Consider the following 23,088-nt stretch of genomic DNA (forward strand, 5'->3'; position numbering starts at 1 on the left):
ATACCCTTACTGTTTCCAGTAAACCTTGCAAGCAAGAAACTATGAAAAACGCCACCTTCTATTTATTAGAAAAGCTATCATCATTAGAAAAGCGGTTATCGGAACAATCATCATCAGATGATCTACAGCCACATGAATGGCTGGCATGTCAGCTTGCTGCTGATCAATGGCGTGCAGGGAAGCGGGTTCTGATTGCTTGTGAAAGCCAGCAACAGGCTGAAAAATTGGATGAAGCATTATGGCAACGAGAGCCGAGTCAATTTGTACCGCACAATCTTGCCGGCGAAGGCCCCCGTTATGGCGCACCTGTGGAGTTGTGCTGGCCGCAAAAAAGAGGCAATGCTCCCCGCGATGTGTTGGTGACACTGCTTCCTCATTTTGCAGACTTTGCCACAGCTTTCCATGAAGTGATAGACTTCGTTCCTATTGATGAAAATCTGAAACAGTTAGCGCGCGAACGATATAAGTCCTATCGTAGCGTCGGCTTTAATTTGACCATGGCAACCCCGCCAACCTATTGAATATCAAGACACAATGGAAAAGACACCCGCTAATCAAACGCAATCTGAGCCATCTCTCGATAAAACATACAACCCGACAGAGATAGAGCAACCCCTTTACAACCACTGGGAACAGAGTGGTTACTTCAAACCGAATGGCGATACCAGCCGTGAAAGTTTCTGCATCGTCATTCCGCCACCAAACGTCACCGGCAGCCTGCATATGGGACACGCATTCCAGCAGACAATTATGGATACTATGGTGCGTTACCAACGTATGCAGGGTAAAAACACCCTGTGGCAGGCAGGGACTGACCACGCGGGTATCGCGACTCAAATGGTTGTTGAGCGCAAGATCGCGGCAGAAGAAGGCAAAACCCGCCATGATTATGGCCGTGAAGCTTTTATCGACAAGATTTGGCAGTGGAAAGCAGAATCGGGTGGCAATATCACCAACCAGATGCGCCGTCTGGGTAACTCCGTCGATTGGGAGCGTGAACGCTTCACTATGGATGAAGGTTTGTCCAAAGCGGTTAAAGAAGCCTTTGTTCGCCTGTATCAAGACGATCTGATTTACCGTGGCAAGCGCCTGGTTAACTGGGATCCGAAATTACACACTGCGATTTCTGATCTGGAAGTGGAAAACCGTGAAGTGAAAGGCTCCATGTGGCACCTGCGCTATCCGCTGGCTGACGGCGCTAAGACTGCGGAAGGCAAAGACTACCTGATCGTTGCCACCACCCGTCCAGAAACCATGCTTGGGGATACCGGTGTTGCCGTGAACCCTGAAGATCCGCGTTATAAGGATCTGATTGGTAAAGAGATCCTCTTGCCTCTGGTGAACCGCCGCATTCCTATTGTTGGTGACGAACACGCAGATATGGAAAAAGGCACTGGCTGCGTGAAAATCACCCCAGCCCACGATTTCAATGACTATGAAGTCGGTAAACGCCACAACCTGCCAATGATCAACATCCTGACTTTTGACGGCAATATTCGCGAAGCGGCAGAAGTCTTTGATAGCAACGGCGAAGCTTCTGATCGCTACCCGACCGACATCCCTGTTGAATACCGTGGCATGGAGCGTTTCGCTGCCCGTAAAGCGATCGTAGCAGAATTCGAAAAACAGGAGCTGCTGGTTGAGATCAAACCTCATGACCTGACGGTGCCTTACGGCGACCGTGGTGGCGTAGTGATCGAGCCAATGCTGACCGACCAATGGTATGTTCGCACAGCACCGCTGGCGAAAGTAGCGATTGAAGCAGTTGAGAACGGTGATATCCAGTTCGTACCCAAACAGTACGAAAACATGTACTACTCCTGGATGCGTGATATTCAGGATTGGTGTATTTCCCGTCAGTTGTGGTGGGGTCACCGTATTCCGGCGTGGTATGACGCACAAGGCAATGTCTATGTTGGCCGCGATGAAGAAGAAGTTCGCCGCGAGAATAATCTGGGTACAGATATCATCCTGACCCAAGATGAAGACGTACTGGATACCTGGTTCTCCTCTGGCCTGTGGACATTCTCTACCCTTGGCTGGCCTGAGCAGACCGAAGCACTGAAAACCTTCCATCCAACTGATGTGCTGGTCAGTGGCTTCGACATTATCTTCTTCTGGATTGCCCGCATGATCATGCTGACTATGCACTTCATCAAAGATGAAAACGGCAAGCCACAAGTGCCATTCAAGACAGTCTACATGACTGGCTTGATCCGCGATGAAGAAGGCCAGAAGATGTCAAAATCCAAAGGGAACGTTATCGATCCTCTGGATATGATCGACGGTATCTCGCTGGAAAACCTGCTGGAAAAACGTACCGGCAATATGATGCAGCCACAACTGGCTGACAAAATCCGCAAACGTACTGAAAAACAGTTCGCGGAAGGTATTGAAGCCCACGGCACTGACGCCCTGCGTTTCACTCTGGCCGCACTGGCTTCTACCGGTCGTGATATCAACTGGGACATGAAGCGCCTGCAAGGCTATCGCAACTTCTGTAACAAACTGTGGAACGCCAGCCGTTTCGTGCTGATGAACACGGAGGGACAGGATTGCGGCCAGAACGGTGGTGAAATGTCGCTATCACTGGCAGATCGCTGGGTCCTGGCCGAATTCAACCAGACCGTTAAAGCTTATCGTGAAGCGTTGGATACTTACCGTTTCGACCTTGCCGCGAACATTCTTTACGAATTCACATGGAACCAATTCTGTGACTGGTATCTGGAGTTGTCGAAACCGGCTATCAACAAAGGGACAGAAGCCGAAGTCCGTGCGGCTCGCCATACCCTGATTGAAGTTTTGGAAGGTTTACTGCGTCTGGCACACCCAATCATTCCATTTATCACTGAAACCATCTGGCAACGAGTGAAAGTCGTCAAAGGCATCGAAGCGGATACCATCATGCTGCAATCTTTCCCTGAATTCGATCAGGCGAAAGTCGATGAATTGGCACTGAACGATCTGGAATGGATCAAGGAAGCGATCATTGCTGTACGTAACATTCGTGCAGAAATGAACATTGCGCCAAGCAAACCGCTGGAAGTTCTGCTGCGTGATGCAAATGACGATGCACAACGCCGTGTCGCTGAAAACCTCAATTTCATTCAGGCAATGGGTCGTCTTTCTTCTGTTACCGTCTTGGCGGCAGGAGAAGAAGCACCTGTTTCTGTTACTAAACTGATCAATGGGGCGGAAGTGTTGATCCCAATGGCTGGTTTAATTAATAAAGATGCAGAACTGGCGCGACTGGATAAAGAAATCGAGAAGCTGGATAAAGAGATCAGCGGCATTGAAACCAAACTGGCTAACGAAGGTTTTGTCAGCCGTGCACCGGAAGCCGTTGTTGCCAAAGAGCGCGAACGTTTGGCAACCAACAATACCGCGAAAGAGAAATTACTGGCGCAAAAAGAGACTATCGCTGCACTGTAATTTTTCCTAGTTGAAATTTATTCATATAAGCCACTGTAATTTAGTTTGCAGTGGCTTTTTTTGAAATCTGTTTTCTAATTAAACAACCACTGTATCAACATAAAAAATAGCAGGGAAAGCACCAAACTCTTTAATATTGAGAGTGTATATTTACTGATAAAATAGGCAAGCACTACCGTAATCAATGCGAAAACATATTTAATATTAAAATGTTCAATTAATTCACTTAAGGATGAATTATTCAATGAAATATTCACGATAATCGTTCCCAGAATAAAACAGACAGCATAATCCAGCGAAATAATCAGTAACCCTTTCCTCTTAAACCAGCGATTATTATTTATTAAAAAAGGAGCTATTCTTAATATGAAACTCATTAATCCCATCAATACGATCAACAGCATCATAATCTTCTATCCTTTCTGATTTTCCGTTCAATGAATGCGATCATTATTCCGCATAAAACAGGGACTGCCAGATCCATTAATTTCATATCCATTTCATTCAATAACGGTGCGCAAATCCCCCCCATTACCGTCGCCAAAACCGACATATCCTTACCCGAACGCTTGGCAGTCAAGGAAGCAAAATGGATGGGAACCAACATCACGAGGAACAGCGAAAGGGAACCATAATCCAGATATTCAGCCGAAATATACCCCAGCAAAGTGGCACAAAATGTAATCACAAAACAGGGTATTGCAACGCCCAGATAAAAATGAAATTGGGACTTTCCATCTGTGATATTCTCCGCAGAGAGATGTGAATGCGTCACGCTATAAGTGCTGGCGCTAAATCCCAGTATCGACAGCAAAATATTTCGCTTAGGGATGCCATGAAAATATTGTGACATCACCATTGCCATCAAGAAAAAGCGGAAGTTGATCAGCAAGGCCAGAATAATAACAGAAAGTATCGCCCCATCAGTCAGATAACCCACCGCAGCGACTTGTAATGGTGCAGCATATATCAACAATGATCCGACTAACGTTTCCATTAATGGAATACCGTGACTTTGATAAAGAGCACCAATCGAAGTAAAAATAAGGAAAAAAGAGATACAAACAGGCAAAGAATCAACCATGCCTTTCCGAAAGAGTGAATTCAACACTTGGCACCTATATTTAACGTTATATTTAGGGTGGCTGAGATATCGATACATTTCATAATAATAAATATAATCAAACCATAATCAATATAAACCTTATTGATTAGAAATGACATCAGGATATGATATAACTTTATTTTATATATAAAGCTTATGATATTACCGCTATAGTAAAAATAATTTTAAAAATAATAATTCCCTCGGAGAAATAGATAACATGAAAGCCATACTCAATATATTATTAACGGGTATTATTCAATTGGGTGTCACCCACTTCGTTTATGCACAATCTACTCTTGATAATATTCATTCCACGGGAATATTCAGGATTGGGACTGAGGGTGCCTATGCCCCATTCAGTTATCATGACGCTTCTGGAAAATTGACCGGATTTGATGTGGAAATCGGTCGTGAAATTGCTCAGCGCATGAAAGCGAAGCCTGAATTTATTGAAGGCAAATGGGATGGCTTGATTGGTGGGCTTGATGCCGGACGTTTCGATGCCGTGATGAACCAAATCGCCATTACACCGGAACGTGAGAAAAAATACAGTTTCTCTTTACCTTACGTTATTTCAGAAGCCGTACTGATTACCCAAAAAGATAACAACGATATTAAGACATTTAGCGATTTAAAAGGGAAAAAATCGGCACATACCCTGACCAATAACTTTGCCCAGATCGCCAGACATTATGGCGCCGATATTATCGGTACTAATGGCTTTAATCAGGAAGTCGATCTGGTAAGTACAGGCCGTGCTGATGCCACCATCAACGATAAACTTTCTTACCTCGATTACAAAAAACATCGCCCGGATGCTCCGGTAAAAATTGTTGCCGCAGATACCCGTGCAGCACAAACTGCCGTGCTGTTGCGTAAGAACGACACTGAATTAAAAACCGCAGTAGATAAAGCCATTACTGAAATAAAAGCGGATGGTACTTATCAACGTATCTGGGATAAATATTTCGCTGAAAACAACTGACCAATCATTAAAACAAGGGCTTAATGGAATAGGCCCTTAATGCCTATTTCAGGTTCTAAGCTATAACTTTATTGTATATCGCGTTCACCTTTTCTTGCCATATCATCATTAAAACAACCACATAAAGAATAAACATATTTTTAATATCTATCAGGAAGGTTTTATGACCCCATCATGGCTCGATTTAGCGTTGGATTCCCTATGGCCGATGATTTACGCCGGCCTGACATTCACTATTCCCCTCACGCTGATTACGTTTGCACTTGGGATCTCATTGGGGTTTATCGTTGCTTTAATCAGGCTATATGGCCCTAAACCTCTGGTTGCTGTCGTTCGGTTTTATGTCTGGTTGATCCGCGGTACGCCTCTGTTGGTTCAGTTATTCCTGATCTTCTACGCCCTACCCAGTGTAGGCATTACTTTAGAAGCATTCACCTCCGCCGTGATCGGCTTTACCCTGAATGTCGGTGCCTATACCTCAGAGGTGATCCGTGCTGCCCTCACTTCTGTTCCCAAAGGGCAATGGGAAGCTTCACACTCTATCGGTATGAGCTGGTGGCAATCACTACACCGGATCATCCTGCCACAGGCAGCGCGGGTTTCCATTCCTCCCTTATCCAATACCTTTATTTCGCTGGTAAAAGATACCTCTCTGGCTTCCGTCATTACCGTGCCAGAAATGTTTCTGGCAGCACAACGCATCGCTGCCGTCACCTATCAACCGTTAATCCTGTATACCGAAGCCGCCATTCTCTACCTGCTCTTAAGTTCAGTATTGTCAGCACTGCAAGTCCGGTTAGAAAAGAAATTTACCCAGCAAAATAGTAATAAGGAAGCCAAAGATGATTCAGCTTACCAACATTGAAAAAAGTTTCGACGGACAGAAGGTGCTGAAAAATATTAACCTGACCATTAAGGAAGGCAGCCTGACGGCACTTATTGGCCCTTCCGGTAGCGGAAAGAGCACCTTGCTGCGTTGTATTAACCTGTTGGAAATCCCACAAGCTGGCAAGCTGGAAATCGGTAAAGAGCAGATCATCTTTACTGCTAAAGAGCGATTACCACATCGGGAAATCCAGCGTTTTAGTCTGCAAACTGGCATGGTATTCCAGAATTTCCAGATTTTCCCGCATCTCACGGTGATTGAAAACATTATGGAAGGGCTGATTTGGGTACAAAAATGGTCTCGCGAACGCGCCAGAGAACGGGCGCTGGAGTTGCTGGAAAAAGTCGGGTTATCCCACAAAGCTGATGTTTGGCCGAGTACACTGTCGGGCGGCCAGCAGCAACGTGTCGCAATCGCCAGAGCGATGGCACCTTCCCCCAAAGTGCTTCTATGCGATGAGCCAACATCGGCACTTGATCCTGAATTATCCAAAGAAGTCGTCTCAGTTTTGAAACAATTGGCAGGAGAAGGCACCACCATGTTAATGGCAACGCATGATCTGCGTCTGGCTGCCAATCTTGCTCATGATGTCGTGTTTCTGGAATCTGGCGAGATTATTGAATCAGGTACGGCAAAAACCATCTTTACCCGCCCTGATAAGGTACGTACTGTCGAGTTTATCTCAACCCTGACAGAAACCTTACCAGACTGGGAAATATAGCGAGCAGTCACGGTACATTATTTATTCTGAGAAACACAGTTACCTGGAGAAACGCAATGAAAAAAATTTTGAGTCTGTTACTGGCGAGTGCGACTGTCCTTGCTATTTCGGCTCCTGGCTATGCCGGCAAAGATTTTGATGCCATAAAAGCCTCTGGTGTCTTTAAGGTTGGCACGGAAGGCACTTATCCTCCTTTTACCTATCACGATGCCAGTAATAAATTAGTCGGCTTTGACGTGGATATCGCACGGGAAATCGCCCAGCGTTTGCATGTCAAACCTGAATTTATGGAAGTTAAGTGGGATGGTTTGATTGCCGGACTGGATGCTAAACGTTTTGACGCTATTATCAATCAGGTTGGTGTCACCCCAGAACGGGCAGCGAAATACAGTTTTTCCATTCCTTATACAACTTCTCAGGTTGTGTTGATCGCCCGTAACGATAATAGTGATATTAAGACTTTCGCGGATATTAAAGGCAAACGTTCAGCCCAGTCACTGACCAGCAATTACGGGCAACTGGCAACGTCTTACGGCGCGAGTTTGGTCAGTACAGATGGTTTTAATCAGGCTATTGATCTGGTCGCTACCGGACGCGCTGATGCCACACTCAATGATCGCCTGTCATTCCTTGACTTCAAAAAACAGCGCCCTAATGCGCCAGTAAAAATTGTTGCCCAGCAAACCGATGCGAGTCAATCAGCCGTCTTACTGCGTAAAGGAGATGCTGAGTTACTGGAAGCAGTTAATAAAGCCCTGCAAGAGATAAAGGATGACGGTACATATGCCCGTATCTCTGAGAAATATTTTGGCGTGGATATTTCCAAATAAATTTTTCTTTGCTTTAGAATAAGGTGGTATTTTTATAACACCGCCTTATTTATATTAAAAAATAATGCCACCTTCACAAACCCTCATCATTTATTAATAATTAATATATTTAAATACACTAAAACATTTAACCAAACGCTATAAAGGTTTATGATTAAATTTATTATCATTCATCTGCAAAAAAGAAACTGTTTAGCAAATTTGAACAAGGAAAATAAATAATGCTATCAGAACTGACTACTGCGTATCGTAAATCTAAGGCACTGTTTGCTTTTGTAGAAAGCAAAGCACCACTATATTTAAGTACCCAAGATGGCAAGACGGTAGAACAACTTGCTCAACTATGCCATGTTTCTCAGGATAGATTCCATCGGCTATTAAATTATATGCAATCAATTAATGTGTTAACAAAAAAAGATGATAAATTTTACCTTACTGAGCAATGTTCATCACTAAGTGATCCAAACAGCCTTGAAACATTACATATAAAATTTGAATTAAGCCCAACCTGTTGGAGCGCCTGGTCACAATACAGGGCATCTTTAAGTGAAATAAATAACAAATCCGCTTTTGAACTTAGCCATCATGAGAAATTTTTTGATTATTTAAATCATGAAGATAATAAACCCCTCAAAACAAATTTTGATAATTTAATGACAAAAATTACCGATGCAATGAATAAACATATTATTAAAATCCTCCCTCTAAACGGTATTTATTCAATCATTGATATAGGAGGAGGCCAAGGTTCTTTAGCTCAAAATATAAAAATTCACTATCCACATATCCAGTGTCACGTTATGGATCAATATAATTTTACTAAGCAAGAATCAAAAGGTATTACTTTTATCAATGGCGATTTCTTTTCCTCTATTCCATCAGGATATGATGCTTATTGCATAAAAAATGTTTTGCACAATTGGCCAGATAATCAGGCTATTGATATTCTCAAAACCTGCCATAAAGCAATGAATAAAGATTCCGTTCTATATGTTATCGATATGCTTAAAGATCAAAATGATGCAGATGCAGAATCATTTGATTTACATATGGATACCCTTTTATCAGGCAAAGAACGGTATCAATCAGAATTTGAATCCATAGCAAAACAGGCTGGACTTTCTATCACAAATACATACAACTTGAATTTCTCCCTAACGGGGGGCAGCCAATATATTATTGAAATGCAAAAAATAAAATCTCAATAACCTGAGCTCTGGGCAAAATAGGGTGCAGCCGACCACCACCCCGCTAGGGTCAGGTCAACACCAGAAACGCCAAACGGTCTGGTTTCAGGGCATGTGTCAGAGTACCTTACTGCTGTCCATCGGCTACAACCTGAACCTTGTAATATATTCGCGTCCAAACCAGAATTTATCAGTTTTTAGTAGACCAATCCCTTGAGCATCTCTGAAGAAAATCAATCAGAGCACGTACCTTAGCGGAGACATGGCGGGTATTAGGATAAACCGCATACACACCCTGCAAAGGGAAATGGTAATCGGGCAGCAAATGTTGCAGTTCCCCGTTTGCTAGAGCGGGTCGGACGAGCCACTCTGGTAACAGAGCAACACCACAGCCCTCCAGAATGAAACTCATCAGCGCAGAAGCGCTGTCAGTTGAAAACCTGACGGGGCCAGTGATGGAAAAATCTATCTTCTGCTGTTTAGGATCTGTTACTTGCCAGCGTAAAGGGGATTGGAGACGAGTGTGAATAACCCATTCCGCCTCACCTAATGTATTAAGCGAATCTATCGGGTTATCTTTAATCCATTTCGGCGCAGCCACTGGAATTATTGAAAAGTTGTCTATTAGCGCAGCGTGATAACTGGAATCAGCTAATTTACCAAGACGAATGGCAACGTCGAAGTGTTCTGAAATAAGATCGGCATGATAGGAAGACGAAACATGGCGAATACTCAGCTCCGGGTGTGCCTGCCCGAATGCCACTAAAGCGGGGATGATCATTGTAGTGCCATATTCTGGTGTACTGGTTATTCGTAACTCACCACCAAATCCTCTATGACTGAATTGCACATCGTTCACAATATCTTCTGTTTCTTTCAGAAGATGAACACTACGCAAGTAAAAAGCTTCCCCCGCTTGAGTAAGTGCCAGACGTCGGGTAGTGCGTAGCAACAACGATACACCAAGCTCTGCCTCCAATTGCCGGACGTTAAAACTAACGACTGCCTTCGTTTGTCTGAGCGTGGTGGCTGCTGATGTGAAACTCCCTGCCTCTACCACGGCCACAAACATTGCTACACGCTGTAAATTGAGCATAAGTATCCCACTTACTGTCAAATATTTTTTGACAGTGTATCATTGTGCCAGCACTTTATCCTTCCCATTACCGGAATTATATTATTCATTTTTAACAGGGAAGAGAGTATGAATTATCGTAGTAAAGTTGCGGTCGTTTACCTTCTTGGCTTTTTCCTCGACTTAGTAAATATGTTTATCTCTAATGTTGCTTATCCCACTATAGGTAAGGAAATGCATGCTTCAGTCGCAGAGTTAGCATGGATCAGTCATGGCTACATATGTGGACTCACGCTTATTATCCCTCTCAGTGCGTGGTTGACACAGCGTGCAGGTGCCCGACGGGTGTTTTTACTGTCATTAGCCTTATTTGCACTGGGAACAGCGGCATCTGGATTTGCACATTCACTTGAGGAGTTGGTTTTTTGTCGAGTTGTGCAGGGCATGGGCGGTGGACTGTTGATACCCGTCGGTCAGGCATTGACATGGCAGCTTTATGCAAAACATGAGCGAGCTAAACTTTCATCTGCAATTATGTTGGTAGCGCTACTAGCCCCTGCACTATCCCCTGCCTTGGGTGGTGTGCTGGTCCAAACGCTCAACTGGCGCTGGGTGTTCTTTGCCAGTCTGCCGTTAACCCTGCTGACACTAATACTGGCTTTCAGATGGTTACAAAACGAGATCACGTCTGAAAAAAATAAAGCTCTCGATTTCTCTGGTCTTGTAATCGGATGTGCTGGCCTATTTCTCATTTTACTCGGAATGACAAAAATGAGTGAGGCGGGAAGCATTGCAAAAGGCACGATACTTTTCTTATCAGGTATCATTCTGTTGGCCTTTTTCATTATTCGCTGTAGTCGGCATTCTGCACCACTTTTCAGCTTTCATCTCCTTTCTGACCCATTAATGCGCTTCTCAATGCTGGTTTATCAGTTCGTGCCAGGCATGTTTATGGGAGTAAGCTTGGTTGGCGTCATTTATCTGCAGACATTTCTCGGTATGTCCGCCGCTGAGACAGGGGCATTAATGATTCCCTGGTCACTAGCTGCGTTTCTAGCTATCACTGTTACAGGCAAAACATTTAACCGTTTGGGACCACGACCACTTATCATGACTGGTTGTCTGCTACAGGCGATAGGCATTTTGTTACTTTCGGTGGTAACCCACGACGGGCAAAACTACCTGCTAGTGACGGCTTTTGCATTGATGGGAATGGGAGGGAGTTTGTGTAGCAGCACCGCCCAGAGTAGTGCTTTCCTTGAGGTATCAGCCACAGCCATGCCTGAAGCAAGTGCATTGTGGAACATAAACCGTCAACTGAGTTTCTGCTTTGGTGTTGCGTTGTTGAGCCTGTTATTCAATTTGCTTATCAGCCATCTCGCACTGCGACAAGCTTATATGTGGACGTTTTATACAGCAGCAGCCTGTACTCTTATTCCACTCCTGCTCAGCTTGAGTATCAATAATCGGAACATAAAACTTAATATTCTACCATCAGAAAGGAATAGCTAATGAACCATTATATTAATGAAATATTGGAGGCTCATGTTGCCATTGAAAATTGGCTTGGCAAAGGTGAAGGTGACGTGCAAACACTCCTTGGCCGTTTCAGTCAGGATTATTCAATGATCACGATAACAGGCTCGATGCTTAATCATGAGTCTCTGAGCCATTTTTTTATTGCTAAACGTGCAAGCCGTCCGGGATTACATATTGTTGTGGATTCGCTGTTTGTCTTGAAAGAGTGGGAGAATGGGGCAGTGATTTTATATCGTGAACAGCAGACCGAACCCGACAAAGAGACCACAATTCGCTGGTCAACCGCTGTCTTTAACCTTCATGCAGATACACCAGTCTGGCTTCATTTGCACGAAACATTACAACCAAACAATCCAGATTAAATGAACTATTTATGCGCTGCTTTTCCTGAACAGCAGGCAAAATATTAGACAGTCTCTAATCCGGTATTACTTGCGACAAAATTAATTCATCACTGGGATTATAAATAAAAAATTCACCTTTCATCAGAATTTGGGCATTTCTCTGCGCGCTCGCATACGCTATATGCTCACCATCATGGGTGATACTAAACTCGGATATTCCAGACAAGTGTTCAATCCGTACAGTAGCGTTGCCGTCAATCCTATCAGAATAATAGATATGACTGGCAACAGTTCCAGGGAAACAGCAAGCAGCAGCTAAACAACAACCACCGGATACTGCAATAGATAAATGAACACTTTTGGGTGTAAGATACCTGATATTGATATCCCCATCTCTATCCTGATTTCCATAATTTTCTCTTGTAATACTTTATTATTCTTAATTTCATTGGGATTTTCGTAACCTGTAATCCCTAAACTTTCTGCGTTGATAATAATCATTGGTACAGCAACATCGATACAAGTAACTGGAATACTATTAACTTTGTCAATCAAGTTCCCTGTCGGAAAAAGAGCTTTTGTTTTTGAACATGCGGGATCTTCAAATGACACATTAACTTCAGGGAAATCACCAATAATGCCAGGTATATGTACCAGTTGGTATTTAGGCACTACATTCGCCATCGTGCACACAATATTTTTATTAGTATTTGTATTAAAAACACTTAATTTCCCATCAGGCATTAACCATTTTTCTTCCGGAAGATCTCTTATCACCAAGGGTATTGATGAAGTCATATTTCCGCAATTAATCTCCCACGATACGGTACTACTCTCTTTTTCCAGTTGTGCAAAAGTACTTATCACCTGTTTAGATTGATAATCGATATCAATGATAAAGGCTTTGTTGCTGGTGGTTATTCCCCTGCCTAAACCCTGTAGTTGTTTATTATTTTCATTTCTTCCTTTCAGGGGCACTCCCATTATATGTCTAAGAATCTCTTCCTTAAGCTCTTTTTTTTCTGGTAAATGTTTTTGTAGTAAAATGATACCTGTTGAAATTCCGACCCTCACATAATAGAGAGGAATTCGAATGGGAAAAGATAATTTTTTCATATAATTATTGTGATTAAGTTAGTTTTTCTTCAATAGAAAGAGTGCATATTTCTAATATAATAAAATTTATTTTAATATTATTCGTTGAAATGGCATTTATAGCACCTGGTATCTCAATGAAATAAAAAATATAAATAAAATTATCTTTAATGAAGTGGTAAAGAAAATAATATAAATAAAATGTAATACATTAATAACAAACAAACTATAAACAATAATTCTATTTATTAGTTTAGCGAATACTACCGCTATTCATCGCGATAACGGGGGTGGCCTTCTTTCCTTTACCCTGCCTTTTTACATCGCCTGATTTGTGACGATAACAACAGCAAACATCAACTCTAATCATGTTTCACCCCGAAAACAGCAAAGGCGTACCACTAACAGCTTAAGATTAAATACATGACCGATTATTGGATGTGAATTATTTTAGCAACGTTATTTTTTATATTGTTTTTTTCCAAAATTTATATATATTGACGCACGATTTATACAATAAAGAGATACTTATAATGAAAAAAGCGCTATTGACCTCAGCGATTGTTGCTGGATTATCCGTTTCTTCATTCACAGCAAGTGCAAGCGGTAAACACACTATTTCACTAGGTTATGCCCAAAGCAGTATGGATATGGAAGTTATGGGAGATACGTTGAATCTGAAGGATCTGAATAAAGATCCAAGAGGTCTCAACCTGAAATACCGTTACGAAATTAATGATCATTGGGGGGTTATCGGTTCAACCACATACACTAAACTGAGAATTAAATATTACCCCCCTTCTTTAGTGCAATCCCATAGCGAGGACATTACTTATAAGTCCTTGATGGCAGGTCCAACATATCGCTTCAATGAATATATCAGCGCCTATGCCTTGATTGGTGCAGCCAATATTGAAGATCATCTGACTGCACCAATCATAGAGGTGAGTAAAGATAGAACAGCCGTTGCCTACGGTGCAGGATTACAATTTAACCCGACCTCAAGCATAGCTGTTGATGTTTCCTACGAATATTCTACTTTGGATCAGGCTAAAGCAGGCACATGGACAGTTGGTGTTGGCTATCATTTCTAATGTGATCCATTAAAACGCCCTTCATCGCGTCACCCTAAATATCAAACTGATACACAAATATTTAGGGTGTTGTTCTAATTATACCCACCACAATAGCATCCCTGCTTACGATCTAATGAAAATCACATTTAGCGCCTCTGTGGTTTGTTAACTTAATATATTTCATGCTGTATTATTTAATTCCCTATAAATAAAAATATAAAGAGAAAATAATGACAGCAAAAACAACACATAACTACGTTATTCGCCCCATCACCCAACAAGATAATGCAGGCATTGCCGCAGTGATCCGTGAAGTATCTGCCGAGCATGGCTTAACCGCAGACAAAGGTTTTGCCGTCGCCGATCCAATTCTGGATACCCTGTACGAAGTTTACAGCCAGCCACGCAGCGCTTATTGGGTTGTTGAAATGGATGGCGAAGTTGTTGGCGGGGGCGGTGTTGCTCCGCTGACGGGTGGTGATGGTGATACCTGCGAATTACAAAAAATGTACCTTTCATCGGTACTGCGGGGAAAAGGTATTGCTAAGCAAATCGTGGTGCAATCTCTTGAATTTGGTACAGAACAGGGTTTTAAACGCTGCTATCTGGAAACGACTGAGAACCTGAAAGCCGCCATTGCCTTGTATGAAAAGCTGGGCTTTAACCATCTTGATAAACCTCTTGGCAATACAGGCCACAGCGACTGTGAAGTCAGAATGCTCAAGGCGCTATAACGCCAATAGCCTTCAATTAAAGGCTCTCATAATAAATCAGCCCCACGGTTTAAGTGGGGCATTTGGTTTAACGCTATTTTTTGACGTAATCTTCAAAAAATTTTAATGGAGTCTGGGTTCATCGTCCTCAGGGGGAAAGAGATCACCGTCATCTTCATCATCTGACGCATTAGGATCTTCAAAGTACGTTCCCCAACCGTCGTAATTTACACCGATCTTTTCTGCCAGATCCATGAGTTGCTCAACCTGTACGTTGATCAATTCAGCTTCCAGACGACTTTCGCTGATCACATCACAGCACATCAAAACAACACCATCTTCTGTTTCCAGTTCTTCCGCATCCGTTACTTCATAGCCTAACCTGAAAGCTTCAAGGGCTGCCTTTTCCAATTGGTCGAAGTTTTCCGCTGAAAAATGGTGCTCAATAATATAAAGTGCATCAGGATCACTGCCATCTTCCAATAATTCTTCGATGATCAAGCGAGTTTCTTCACACTGTTCTTCTAAAGCATGTGGGTCTGCCATGCCAATCCCCTCCGTCAGTTGGCTATCTTATTTTGCATTCTCCCATCTTTTATGTACAAAGGATATATCTATCCAATTTTGTCCTAAAAGAAATGAATAACTAAGCTGCTGATCTATAACCTGTATTAATGCCTTCACTCCAATAAACGCTGAACACAGAGCTTGTAATTAAATTTTTTATCGATATATAGTGAATATAAATTCAATATCGCACTAATGGAGACAATGCATAATGAATCCTTTTTTCCAGCGTTCTTTCCTAAGATTACTTGACATTACACCAACGGAAATTCATACCCTTTTAACTTTTTCTCATGCATTAAAAGCGAATAAAAAATCAGGTTTAGAATCTCGTTTACTCACCGGAAAAAATATTGCCCTGATTTTCGAAAAAGACTCCACCCGTACACGCTGTGCATTTGAAGTTGCAGCTCATGATCAAGGTGCCAATGTTACCTATTTAAGCCCAAATGGCAGTCAAATCGGACACAAAGAATCCATTAAAGATACCGCGCGGGTACTTGGGCGTTTGTATGATGGTATCCAATACCGTGGACATGGCCAGAAAATTGTCGAAACACTCGCGCAATACGCAGGAATTCCGGTCTGGAATGGCCTGACTGATGAATTTCACCCAACCCAACTTTTGGCTGATTTAATGACGATGCAAGAGCACAGCCAAAAGCCTCTTTCTGAGATCAAATTTGCCTATTTAGGCGATGCCCGCAATAACATGGGCAATACCCTGCTGGAAGCAGCCGCATTGACGGGTATGGATCTCCGATTGATCGCTCCAAGCACCTGCTGGCCTGACGAAAATTTGGTTACAGAATGCCAAAAACAGGCGGAAAAAACTGGCGGTCAGATCACCTTGACAGAAGATATTACGCAAGGTGTAAAAGGAGTCGATTTTCTGTATACCGATGTTTGGGTATCGATGGGTGAAGCGAAATCAGTCTGGCAAGAACGAATTGCATTACTGAAACCCTATCAGGTCAATATGGATGTTGTGAAACACACAGGAAACCCAGAAGTTAAGTTCCTGCATTGCCTGCCCGCCTTCCATGATGAAGAGACGATACTTGGTAAGCAACTGGCAGAGGAATTTAATTTATATGGTGGTTTGGAAGTTACTAATGAAGTGTTTGAATCAAAACACAGTATTGTGTTTGATCAGGCTGAAAACCGAATGCATACCATTAAGGCAGTGATGATAGCAACGCTGGTGGAAAACCCCGTGTTGTAATGGTTGATTCATATTTTTCGTCCGCTCGTCCTGCAAAAACCACAATACCAATTTACCCAACTTGCTTGGCTCCCGTATCTCCAAATAAGTTGGGTATTCTTCATTGATTTTCAGTTAAAAATCAAAAAATAGTTATATAACTATGCACAAATTTCCAATATATTGATAGTCATCACATTAAACAAAAACAACATAACCATTTGATTAATATGAAAAATAACATATTTAAGAAAAATTTTTCTACAAATTGAAAAGATTTAGTTACTTTTTAGAAAATTTTTTCAATTTCCATATGCCATATTATTTCTAAAAAGTGCAATGTTTTTCTTAAAAAATATTAATAACCAATTTATAGGACTGCAAAAATGATAAAAAATATAGCCACAGCATTAATCCACGGCGGAAAACAGCAGGACAAAGAGAATCATGCTATTTTCCCACCCATTACAACAGCCAGTACTTTTGTACAGAAAGATTTATCTGAACATGGTGAATACTGTTATTCTCGTTGCAGTAACCCAACACGTTATGCCTATGAAACATTATTAGCCGAAATAGAAAATGGTATTTACGCAACTGCAACCGCATCTGGAGTAGCAGCCGCGGCTTTAGTCTTGAACTTGTTACCTAAAGAATCCCACATTATTGCGATGAAAGGGGTTTATGGCGGTACATTTCGTTTATTTGAACGGGTAGCGATTGAAAATAATGGTCATCAGTTTGACTATGTCGACTTAAATAACCTCACTGAAGTTGAATCTAAAATAAAAGATAATACTCGATTAATTTGGATAGAAAGCCCAACTAATCCATTATTAGAATTAGTTGATATCAAACGTATTTGTGCATTCGCGAAAAATTACAATCTCTTAACTTGTGTTGATAATACATTTGCAACCGCATGGAATCAAAAACCCCTCGAATTAGGGGCAGATCTTGTGATGCTATCTACAAGTAAATATATTGGTGGTCATTCGGATCTTATTGGTGGTGCGGTTATTACCCATCGGAATGATTTAGCTGATAGGTTAGATTTCTTAAAAACGACCACAGGCGCCATTGCGTCTCCCTTTGATGCCTATTTAGCACTACGTGGATTAAAGACATTAGCATTAAGAATGTCAGCACAATGCGCTAATGCCCTTGAAGTTGCCAATTTTCTTCAATCTCATCCAAACATTGAACAAGTCTATTATCCTGGCTTACCCACTCACCCGCATTATTCCATTTGCCAGCAGCAAATGCGCGCAGGTGGTGCTGTCGTTACAATTAAATTAAAAGGCGATCTGGAAGACACAAAGAGATTTTTAAGCAAATTACGCTATTTTGTTTTAGCAGAATCTCTCGGTGGTGTAGAAAGTATGGTTAACCATTCTGCAACGATGTCACATGGCTCAATGACAAAAGAAGAACGTGAAGAGATTGGTATTTATGATACTGTATTACGCTTATCAGTTGGGATTGAAGATATTCACGATTTATTGGCTGATCTTGAAAAAGCATTAGAATAAATTTACTTAGTATAAAAAATAACAAAAAATAAGGTGAGTAAAAAATGAATGATTACGGTATTTGGACCATCATTACTCCTGTTGTCACAATTATTTTGGCTATATTTACACGTCAGGTTATATTATCTCTACTACTTGGGATATTAGTCGGATTTACTGTCATTAATGACCATCATATTATTTTGGGTATACAAGGTACTATTGAAGGTATTATTGATACCTTTTCCTCCTCAAGCAATACAAAAACCATCATATTTATGTTGATGATTGGTGGAATAATGCGGCTTGTGGTTGTTACAGGTGGCGTACGATCCTTAGTTCGGTTACTAACGGATAAAACACAACTTATTGAAAATAAAAAATCCGTTCAATTTTTGGCAATGATAATTACATCATTAATTTTCATTGAAAGCTCAATTAACCAATTAATTGCTGGAGCATCAACAAAAAAATTAGCTAGAAATTACGGTATTCCACCAGAAAAAATGTCTTACATTATTCAGACATCCTGCGTTTCTGTGTGTTCTTCTGCCATGATTAATGGTTGGGGTGCCGCAATGATGGGTGTTATCGGTGTGCAAATTTCCAGAGGATTAATCAGCGGCGAGCCATTTGATATTCTGGCGGGTTCTATGGTTTATAATATTATGGCTTGGTTATCGCTGGCCTCTGTCTTGTTTTATATTTTTTCTAATGTTTCTTGGGGGCCAATGAAAACGGCAGAAATACGAGCCTTACATGAACATTTAAATAGTGATATTGAAGACAAACATAGTGAAGATAGTGATGATATTATTGAACATCCCAACTGCCATACTTCATTAAACTTTTTCATTCCTATTTTATCGACGGTATTAATGCTTCCCATTGCCCTCTATATCACAGGTGATGGTAATTTTAGTAAAGGCAGTGGGTCAACCTCTATCTATTGGAGTGTTATGTTTGGAACCACTGTCTCTTTTTTCTGGTTCTTATTACGCCGCGTTTTAACTATCGAAAGCTTTTTTAAAGAGCTCTATATTGGTTATGCCAGCATGATAAAAATAAGCTCTGTCATGGTATTGGCATTTTTAATGGGCAACGTTTCTGCTGACTTAAATACCGGTGCCTATATTGCACAAATGACTTCTGGTATCATTCCGGCAGGTTTTTCCATCGGTTTTATTTTCCTGATTAGTTCCGTCATGTCATTGGCTACGGGCACCTCATGGGGAACGTTCGCAATTATGATCCCTATTGGGGTACAGCTAGGTATTTCAGTGGGTATGCCTCCTGAGTATATGATTGGTGCTGCTGTTGCCGGTTCTATTTTTGGTGATATGACGTCACCAATTTCCAGCGATGCTATCGTTGCATCAATGGCAACAGATTGTGACCATATTGAGCATATTCGGACTCAAATGCCATATGCGTTGGTTACTGCAAGTTTCGCCTTCGTAATCTATCTTTATTTAGGTTTTACTTATTAATTCATACTCCGCTGAGGATAATATGTCTTTAAAAGAAAATTTAGCAAAATTTACCCGCATCGATTTAATTAAAAATACAACCATGATGGATAAATTGGAGAATTTATCACACTATTTAGGGCGTGATGTTTATATTAAGAGAGATGATTTAACTCCTTTGGCAATGGGTGGGAATAAATTACGTAAATTGGAATATATTATTGCTGATGCATTACAAAAAAAGGCTAAAATTATTGTTACCGCTGGAGCAATTCAATCAAACCATGTACGTCAAACAGCGGCTATTGCGGCAAAATATGGTCTAAGATGTGTTGCTTTATTAGAAAATCCAATCCAAAATCAGGATAGTAATTTTCTCAATAATGGTAATAAACTATTGACGGAGTTATTCAATACTCAATGTGTCATGTGTGATGAATTGACCGATCCAAATAGGCAAATGGAGGAATTGATTGATCAACTCAATCTTGAAGATGCTTATATTGTTCCTGTCGGTGGTTCCAATGCGCTTGGTTCATTAGGTTATGTGCGTTGTGCATTAGAAATTGCCGAGCAGCGCCCAAAAGATGTAGATTTTGCTGCCGTGATTGTCGCTTCTGGAAGTGCAGGAACACATGCAGGGTTGGCAATCGGGTTACATTCTGTACTCCCTCAAACACCGGTTATTGGCGTCACTGTCTCACGAGTTACAACCGAGCAAGCACCGAAAGTGAGTCAATTACAGCAAGAAATCAGCTCACTCTTAGGCCAAACAACCTGTCCAGATGTTCTTTTGTGGGACAATTATTTCGCTCCTATGTATGGCATGCCGAATAAAAAAGGGTCAGATGCCATTACATTATTAGCACAAAAAGAGGGAATTTTATTAGATCCCGTCTATACCGGAAAAGCGATGGCTGGGTTAATTGATAATGTATTGAATAATACCATTGAAAGCCGGAAACCATTGCTTTTTGTGCATACGGGCGGGGCTCCTGCATTGTTTGCTTATTCTTCTATAAGCGCAATATAGTCTTACAGAAAAAACAGCTATCTTTTTAGCTGTTTTTTCCAGTTTAATGAGATATTGTGGCTCACACTTGGCAAAATCATCGCCGATTACTCATTACAAGTTTAAATGCAAATAGAAAAAATAATCCTCCTGTCGTGCGGTTCATCCATTTAATGACATTTTCACGCCGTAATAGATGGGAAATAACCACTGAAAATGCTAAACAACACTTATATATTCAATGGGTACAGTTTTTATCTGCCTGATGAAATTTGAAGCCCTGCTCATACATCAACTGCGCTTCAATGTTCAGGATAATTGCTTTGCCGTGTCGTTCCCCCCACTTTACTCGCCGTGGATTTTTCCGCCGATAAATGCACATAATGGCGTGTTCCTGCCACTAATCCTTGTCTTATCTTTACGCTTATCACATTCAGCCTCATTTTCTGCCCATTTAATTCGCAGCAGATCATTAAATTTTACCGACGCTTTGACATGTACTTAAGGCTGACATATGCTTTGACATATGCCAACTGATTTTAGAGGTGAATTATGGAAAGAGTTGTGAAAATTTTCAAAAATGGACGTAATCAAGCCATTCGGTTACCTGTCATGTTTGAATTTGATACTGATAGAGTTTATATCCGCCAGGATAAAAATGGGGATATTATTTTGTCGAAAAACAAATCTAAACATGACGACTGGGATCTATTTTTCAATATGTTAAATAATTTTTCTGTTCCAAATGATTTTTTAGACGTCAATGATCGCAATCAGGACATAACTAAACGCGATCCATTTGAAGGAATTCTTTAATGTATATGCTGGACACAAACACAGTCAGTTATATTTTTCGAAAAAATCCAGCAGTAATCACTAAATTACGCACAATACCACCGTCAAGAATATGCATATCTAGTATTACTGAGGCTGAATTGCACTATGGAATTGTGAAACGGCAAAACAAGGAGCTACAAAATATTGTCAACACGTTTATTGAATCGATAACGGTTTACGATTGGGACAGTGCCGCTGCAAAAACTTATGGTGAACTCCGTGTCAGGATGGAACAAATTGGTCGTGTTATGGGCACAATGGATCAGTTGATCGCAGCTCATGCCCTAAGTAAAGGGCTGACAGTTGTTACTAATGATGCTGCATTTAAGATGGTTCATGGTTTAACTGTCGAAGACTGGAGTAAATATTGACAAGTGGGATCGCGATCCCACTTAACCAACCACCTATCTACACCCTAGCGGGTGACTCTTTTTTCACCTCGTTACGACTCATACGGATGGCGACATTCGCCGAAAATAGGCGTATCAACCAACAACCTTGCCCTGTTCTGGTTTTATTAGGAAAGTATTAGACATTAATTGGAAATCAACAAACCGGAGAACAACAACATGAAGCTGAAATTTTTAGGCACCAGCGCCGGTATTCCCACAAAAGAGCGCAATGTCACCAGCCTGATCCTCGATTTACAGGGTATCCGCAACGCACTGTGGATGTTTGATTGCGGTGAGGGAACCCAGCATCAGATCCTTCATTCTCCCATCAAGGTATCTAAACTGGAGAAAATCTTTATCACTCACCTGCATGGTGATCATATCTTCGGTTTGCCTGGATTACTGTGCAGCCGCTCGATGGGCGGTTCTACCGATCCCCTCACCTTATATGGGCCAACGGGGATACGTCAGTTTGTGGAAACCACATTGCAATTGAGCAGTTCTTTCCTGACCTATCCATTGGAAATTATCGAAGTCCAGACCGGACAACTGTTTGATGATGGAGAACTCAAGGTCACAGCTTATGCCTTGAATCATCGCGTAGAATGCTATGGCTACCGTATTGAAGAGCATGACAAATCCGGCGCATTTGATACAGAAAAATTAAATCAGGATAAGATCCCCCGTGGCCCGTGGATGCAGGCTTTAAAGCAGGGCGGCACAATAACACTGGAAGATGGCCGCACGATTTGCGGCAAAGATTATTTAGGCACACCGGTTCGTGGCAAGTCGTTGGCTATTTTCGGGGATACTGAACCGACACCCGAAGCACTGAAACTGGCCGCCAATGTTGATGTGATGGTACATGAAATCACGCTGGAAGATGCATTTGCCGCGAAAGCCAATGAGCGTGGGCATTCCACCACTAAACAAGCCGCAACATTGGCACGCGATGCCAAGGTCAAACACTTTATCGCTACGCACATTAGCGGACGCTATGGGGTTGAGGATTGCCCGCGATTATTGGCTGAATGTCGGGAAGTATTTCCAAATACTGATTTGGCCGCAGATTTTGCTACATTTATTATTAAATAAACTATAGGCA

Annotated in this window: 23 protein-coding genes and 1 pseudogene; 18 read left to right on the top strand and 6 right to left on the bottom strand. The window is 41.6% G+C overall.

Features of this window, described 5'->3' with window-relative positions:
* The first annotated feature begins 41 nt into the window (after positions 1-41).
* Both Xish_RS06250 and Xish_RS06255 read left to right on the top strand, forming a co-directional pair.
* Positions 42-521, top strand: coding sequence for a DNA polymerase III subunit chi (locus tag Xish_RS06250; protein WP_099117156.1), 480 nt, complete (start codon positions 42-44; stop codon positions 519-521).
* Between the two features lie 13 nt (positions 522-534).
* On the top strand, positions 535-3,432 hold the full coding sequence (locus Xish_RS06255) for a valine--tRNA ligase (RefSeq protein WP_099117157.1): 2,898 nt from the start codon (positions 535-537) through the stop codon (positions 3,430-3,432).
* Between the two features lie 74 nt (positions 3,433-3,506).
* On the opposite strand, the gene Xish_RS06260 is transcribed toward Xish_RS06255, so the two are convergent.
* Together Xish_RS06260 and Xish_RS06265 are read right to left on the bottom strand one after the other, a co-directional pair.
* Positions 3,507-3,839, bottom strand: a complete 333-nt coding sequence (locus Xish_RS06260) for an AzlD domain-containing protein (RefSeq protein WP_099117158.1) — start codon at positions 3,837-3,839, stop codon at positions 3,507-3,509.
* Positions 3,836-4,543 carry an AzlC family ABC transporter permease gene (locus tag Xish_RS06265; RefSeq protein ID WP_167383230.1) on the bottom strand — a complete coding sequence of 236 codons (708 nt, stop codon included), beginning with the start codon at positions 4,541-4,543 and terminating at the stop codon, positions 3,836-3,838. Before Xish_RS06265 ends, Xish_RS06260 begins: the two co-directional genes overlap by 4 nt.
* A gap of 214 nt (positions 4,544-4,757) precedes the next feature.
* On the opposite strand from Xish_RS06265, the gene Xish_RS06270 reads away from it, so the two are divergent.
* The 5 genes from Xish_RS06270 (at position 4,758) to Xish_RS06290 (ending at position 9,170) form a co-directional block, all read left to right on the top strand.
* Entirely contained in the window at positions 4,758-5,525 is a 768-nt protein-coding gene (locus tag Xish_RS06270; RefSeq protein WP_099117160.1) for an amino acid ABC transporter substrate-binding protein, read from the top strand.
* 163 nt (positions 5,526-5,688) lie between these two features.
* Complete coding sequence (locus tag Xish_RS06275; RefSeq protein WP_099117161.1) at positions 5,689-6,390, top strand: amino acid ABC transporter permease; 702 nt, start codon at positions 5,689-5,691, stop codon at positions 6,388-6,390.
* Positions 6,368-7,132 carry an amino acid ABC transporter ATP-binding protein gene (locus Xish_RS06280; protein WP_099117162.1) on the top strand — a complete coding sequence of 255 codons (765 nt, stop codon included), beginning with the start codon at positions 6,368-6,370 and terminating at the stop codon, positions 7,130-7,132. The genes Xish_RS06275 and Xish_RS06280 overlap by 23 nt, the downstream gene beginning before the upstream one ends.
* 56 nt (positions 7,133-7,188) lie before the next feature.
* A complete protein-coding gene (locus tag Xish_RS06285; protein WP_099117163.1) occupies positions 7,189-7,962 on the top strand; it encodes an amino acid ABC transporter substrate-binding protein in 774 nt (257 codons plus the stop codon).
* A gap of 221 nt (positions 7,963-8,183) precedes the next feature.
* On the top strand, positions 8,184-9,170 hold the full coding sequence (locus tag Xish_RS06290; protein WP_099117164.1) for a methyltransferase: 987 nt from the start codon (positions 8,184-8,186) through the stop codon (positions 9,168-9,170).
* Between the two features lie 169 nt (positions 9,171-9,339).
* On the opposite strand, the gene Xish_RS06295 is transcribed toward Xish_RS06290, so the two are convergent.
* A complete protein-coding gene (locus Xish_RS06295) occupies positions 9,340-10,245 on the bottom strand; it encodes a LysR family transcriptional regulator (RefSeq protein ID WP_099117165.1) in 906 nt (301 codons plus the stop codon).
* Between the two features lie 108 nt (positions 10,246-10,353).
* Here Xish_RS06295 and Xish_RS06300 point away from each other — a divergent pair, with 108 nt between their 5' ends.
* Positions 10,354-11,736: an MFS transporter gene (locus Xish_RS06300; RefSeq protein ID WP_099117166.1), complete on the top strand. Its 1,383-nt coding sequence runs from the start codon at positions 10,354-10,356 to the stop codon at positions 11,734-11,736.
* Positions 11,736-12,125 (top strand): DUF4440 domain-containing protein, encoded by a 390-nt coding sequence (locus tag Xish_RS06305; protein WP_099117167.1) that lies wholly within the window; start codon positions 11,736-11,738, stop codon positions 12,123-12,125. The genes Xish_RS06300 and Xish_RS06305 overlap by 1 nt, the downstream gene beginning before the upstream one ends.
* Before the next feature lie 55 nt (positions 12,126-12,180).
* Here Xish_RS06305 and Xish_RS06310 read toward each other — a convergent pair.
* Positions 12,181-13,223: pseudogene (locus Xish_RS06310) on the bottom strand (PrpF domain-containing protein).
* 512 nt (positions 13,224-13,735) lie between these two features.
* Here Xish_RS06310 and Xish_RS06315 point away from each other — a divergent pair.
* Together Xish_RS06315 and Xish_RS06320 are read left to right on the top strand one after the other, a co-directional pair.
* Entirely contained in the window at positions 13,736-14,296 is a 561-nt protein-coding gene (locus tag Xish_RS06315) for an Ail/Lom family outer membrane beta-barrel protein (protein ID WP_099117168.1), read from the top strand.
* 212 nt (positions 14,297-14,508) lie between these two features.
* The gene (locus tag Xish_RS06320; protein WP_099117169.1) at positions 14,509-15,012 is read left to right on the top strand and encodes a GNAT family N-acetyltransferase; all 504 of its coding nucleotides are present in this window, start codon (positions 14,509-14,511) and stop codon (positions 15,010-15,012) included.
* A 102-nt stretch (positions 15,013-15,114) separates the two neighbouring features.
* Here the strand turns inward: Xish_RS06320 and rraB are convergent, their stop codons facing one another.
* Positions 15,115-15,537: a ribonuclease E inhibitor RraB gene (rraB, locus tag Xish_RS06325; protein ID WP_099117170.1), complete on the bottom strand. Its 423-nt coding sequence runs from the start codon at positions 15,535-15,537 to the stop codon at positions 15,115-15,117.
* A gap of 232 nt (positions 15,538-15,769) precedes the next feature.
* On the opposite strand from rraB, the gene argF reads away from it, so the two are divergent.
* The 4 genes from argF (at position 15,770) to Xish_RS06345 (ending at position 20,775) form a co-directional block, all read left to right on the top strand.
* Positions 15,770-16,783 (top strand): ornithine carbamoyltransferase, encoded by a 1,014-nt coding sequence (gene argF / locus Xish_RS06330; protein WP_099117171.1) that lies wholly within the window; start codon positions 15,770-15,772, stop codon positions 16,781-16,783.
* A gap of 365 nt (positions 16,784-17,148) precedes the next feature.
* On the top strand, positions 17,149-18,294 hold the full coding sequence (locus Xish_RS06335) for a trans-sulfuration enzyme family protein (RefSeq protein WP_099117172.1): 1,146 nt from the start codon (positions 17,149-17,151) through the stop codon (positions 18,292-18,294).
* A 44-nt stretch (positions 18,295-18,338) separates the two neighbouring features.
* The gene (locus tag Xish_RS06340; protein WP_099117173.1) at positions 18,339-19,763 is read left to right on the top strand and encodes a Na+/H+ antiporter NhaC family protein; all 1,425 of its coding nucleotides are present in this window, start codon (positions 18,339-18,341) and stop codon (positions 19,761-19,763) included.
* Positions 19,764-19,785: 22 nt separating this feature from the next.
* Positions 19,786-20,775: a D-cysteine desulfhydrase gene (locus tag Xish_RS06345; RefSeq protein ID WP_099117174.1), complete on the top strand. Its 990-nt coding sequence runs from the start codon at positions 19,786-19,788 to the stop codon at positions 20,773-20,775.
* Between the two features lie 281 nt (positions 20,776-21,056).
* Here the strand turns inward: Xish_RS06345 and Xish_RS19130 are convergent, their stop codons facing one another.
* Positions 21,057-21,185 (bottom strand): hypothetical protein, encoded by a 129-nt coding sequence (locus tag Xish_RS19130; RefSeq protein ID WP_279625607.1) that lies wholly within the window; start codon positions 21,183-21,185, stop codon positions 21,057-21,059.
* A 121-nt stretch (positions 21,186-21,306) separates the two neighbouring features.
* On the opposite strand from Xish_RS19130, the gene Xish_RS06355 reads away from it, so the two are divergent.
* The 3 genes from Xish_RS06355 (at position 21,307) to rnz (ending at position 23,078) form a co-directional block, all read left to right on the top strand.
* Positions 21,307-21,570, top strand: coding sequence for an antitoxin (locus tag Xish_RS06355; protein ID WP_099117175.1), 264 nt, complete (start codon positions 21,307-21,309; stop codon positions 21,568-21,570).
* A complete protein-coding gene (locus Xish_RS06360) occupies positions 21,570-21,962 on the top strand; it encodes a type II toxin-antitoxin system VapC family toxin (RefSeq protein WP_099117176.1) in 393 nt (130 codons plus the stop codon). Before Xish_RS06355 ends, Xish_RS06360 begins: the two co-directional genes overlap by 1 nt.
* A 198-nt stretch (positions 21,963-22,160) precedes the next feature.
* On the top strand, positions 22,161-23,078 hold the full coding sequence (gene rnz / locus Xish_RS06365) for a ribonuclease Z (RefSeq protein WP_099117177.1): 918 nt from the start codon (positions 22,161-22,163) through the stop codon (positions 23,076-23,078).
* Positions 23,079-23,088 lie beyond the last annotated feature (10 nt).

The sequence above is a fragment of the Xenorhabdus ishibashii genome (genome assembly GCF_002632755.1).
Lineage (GTDB): Bacteria > Pseudomonadota > Gammaproteobacteria > Enterobacterales > Enterobacteriaceae > Xenorhabdus > Xenorhabdus ishibashii.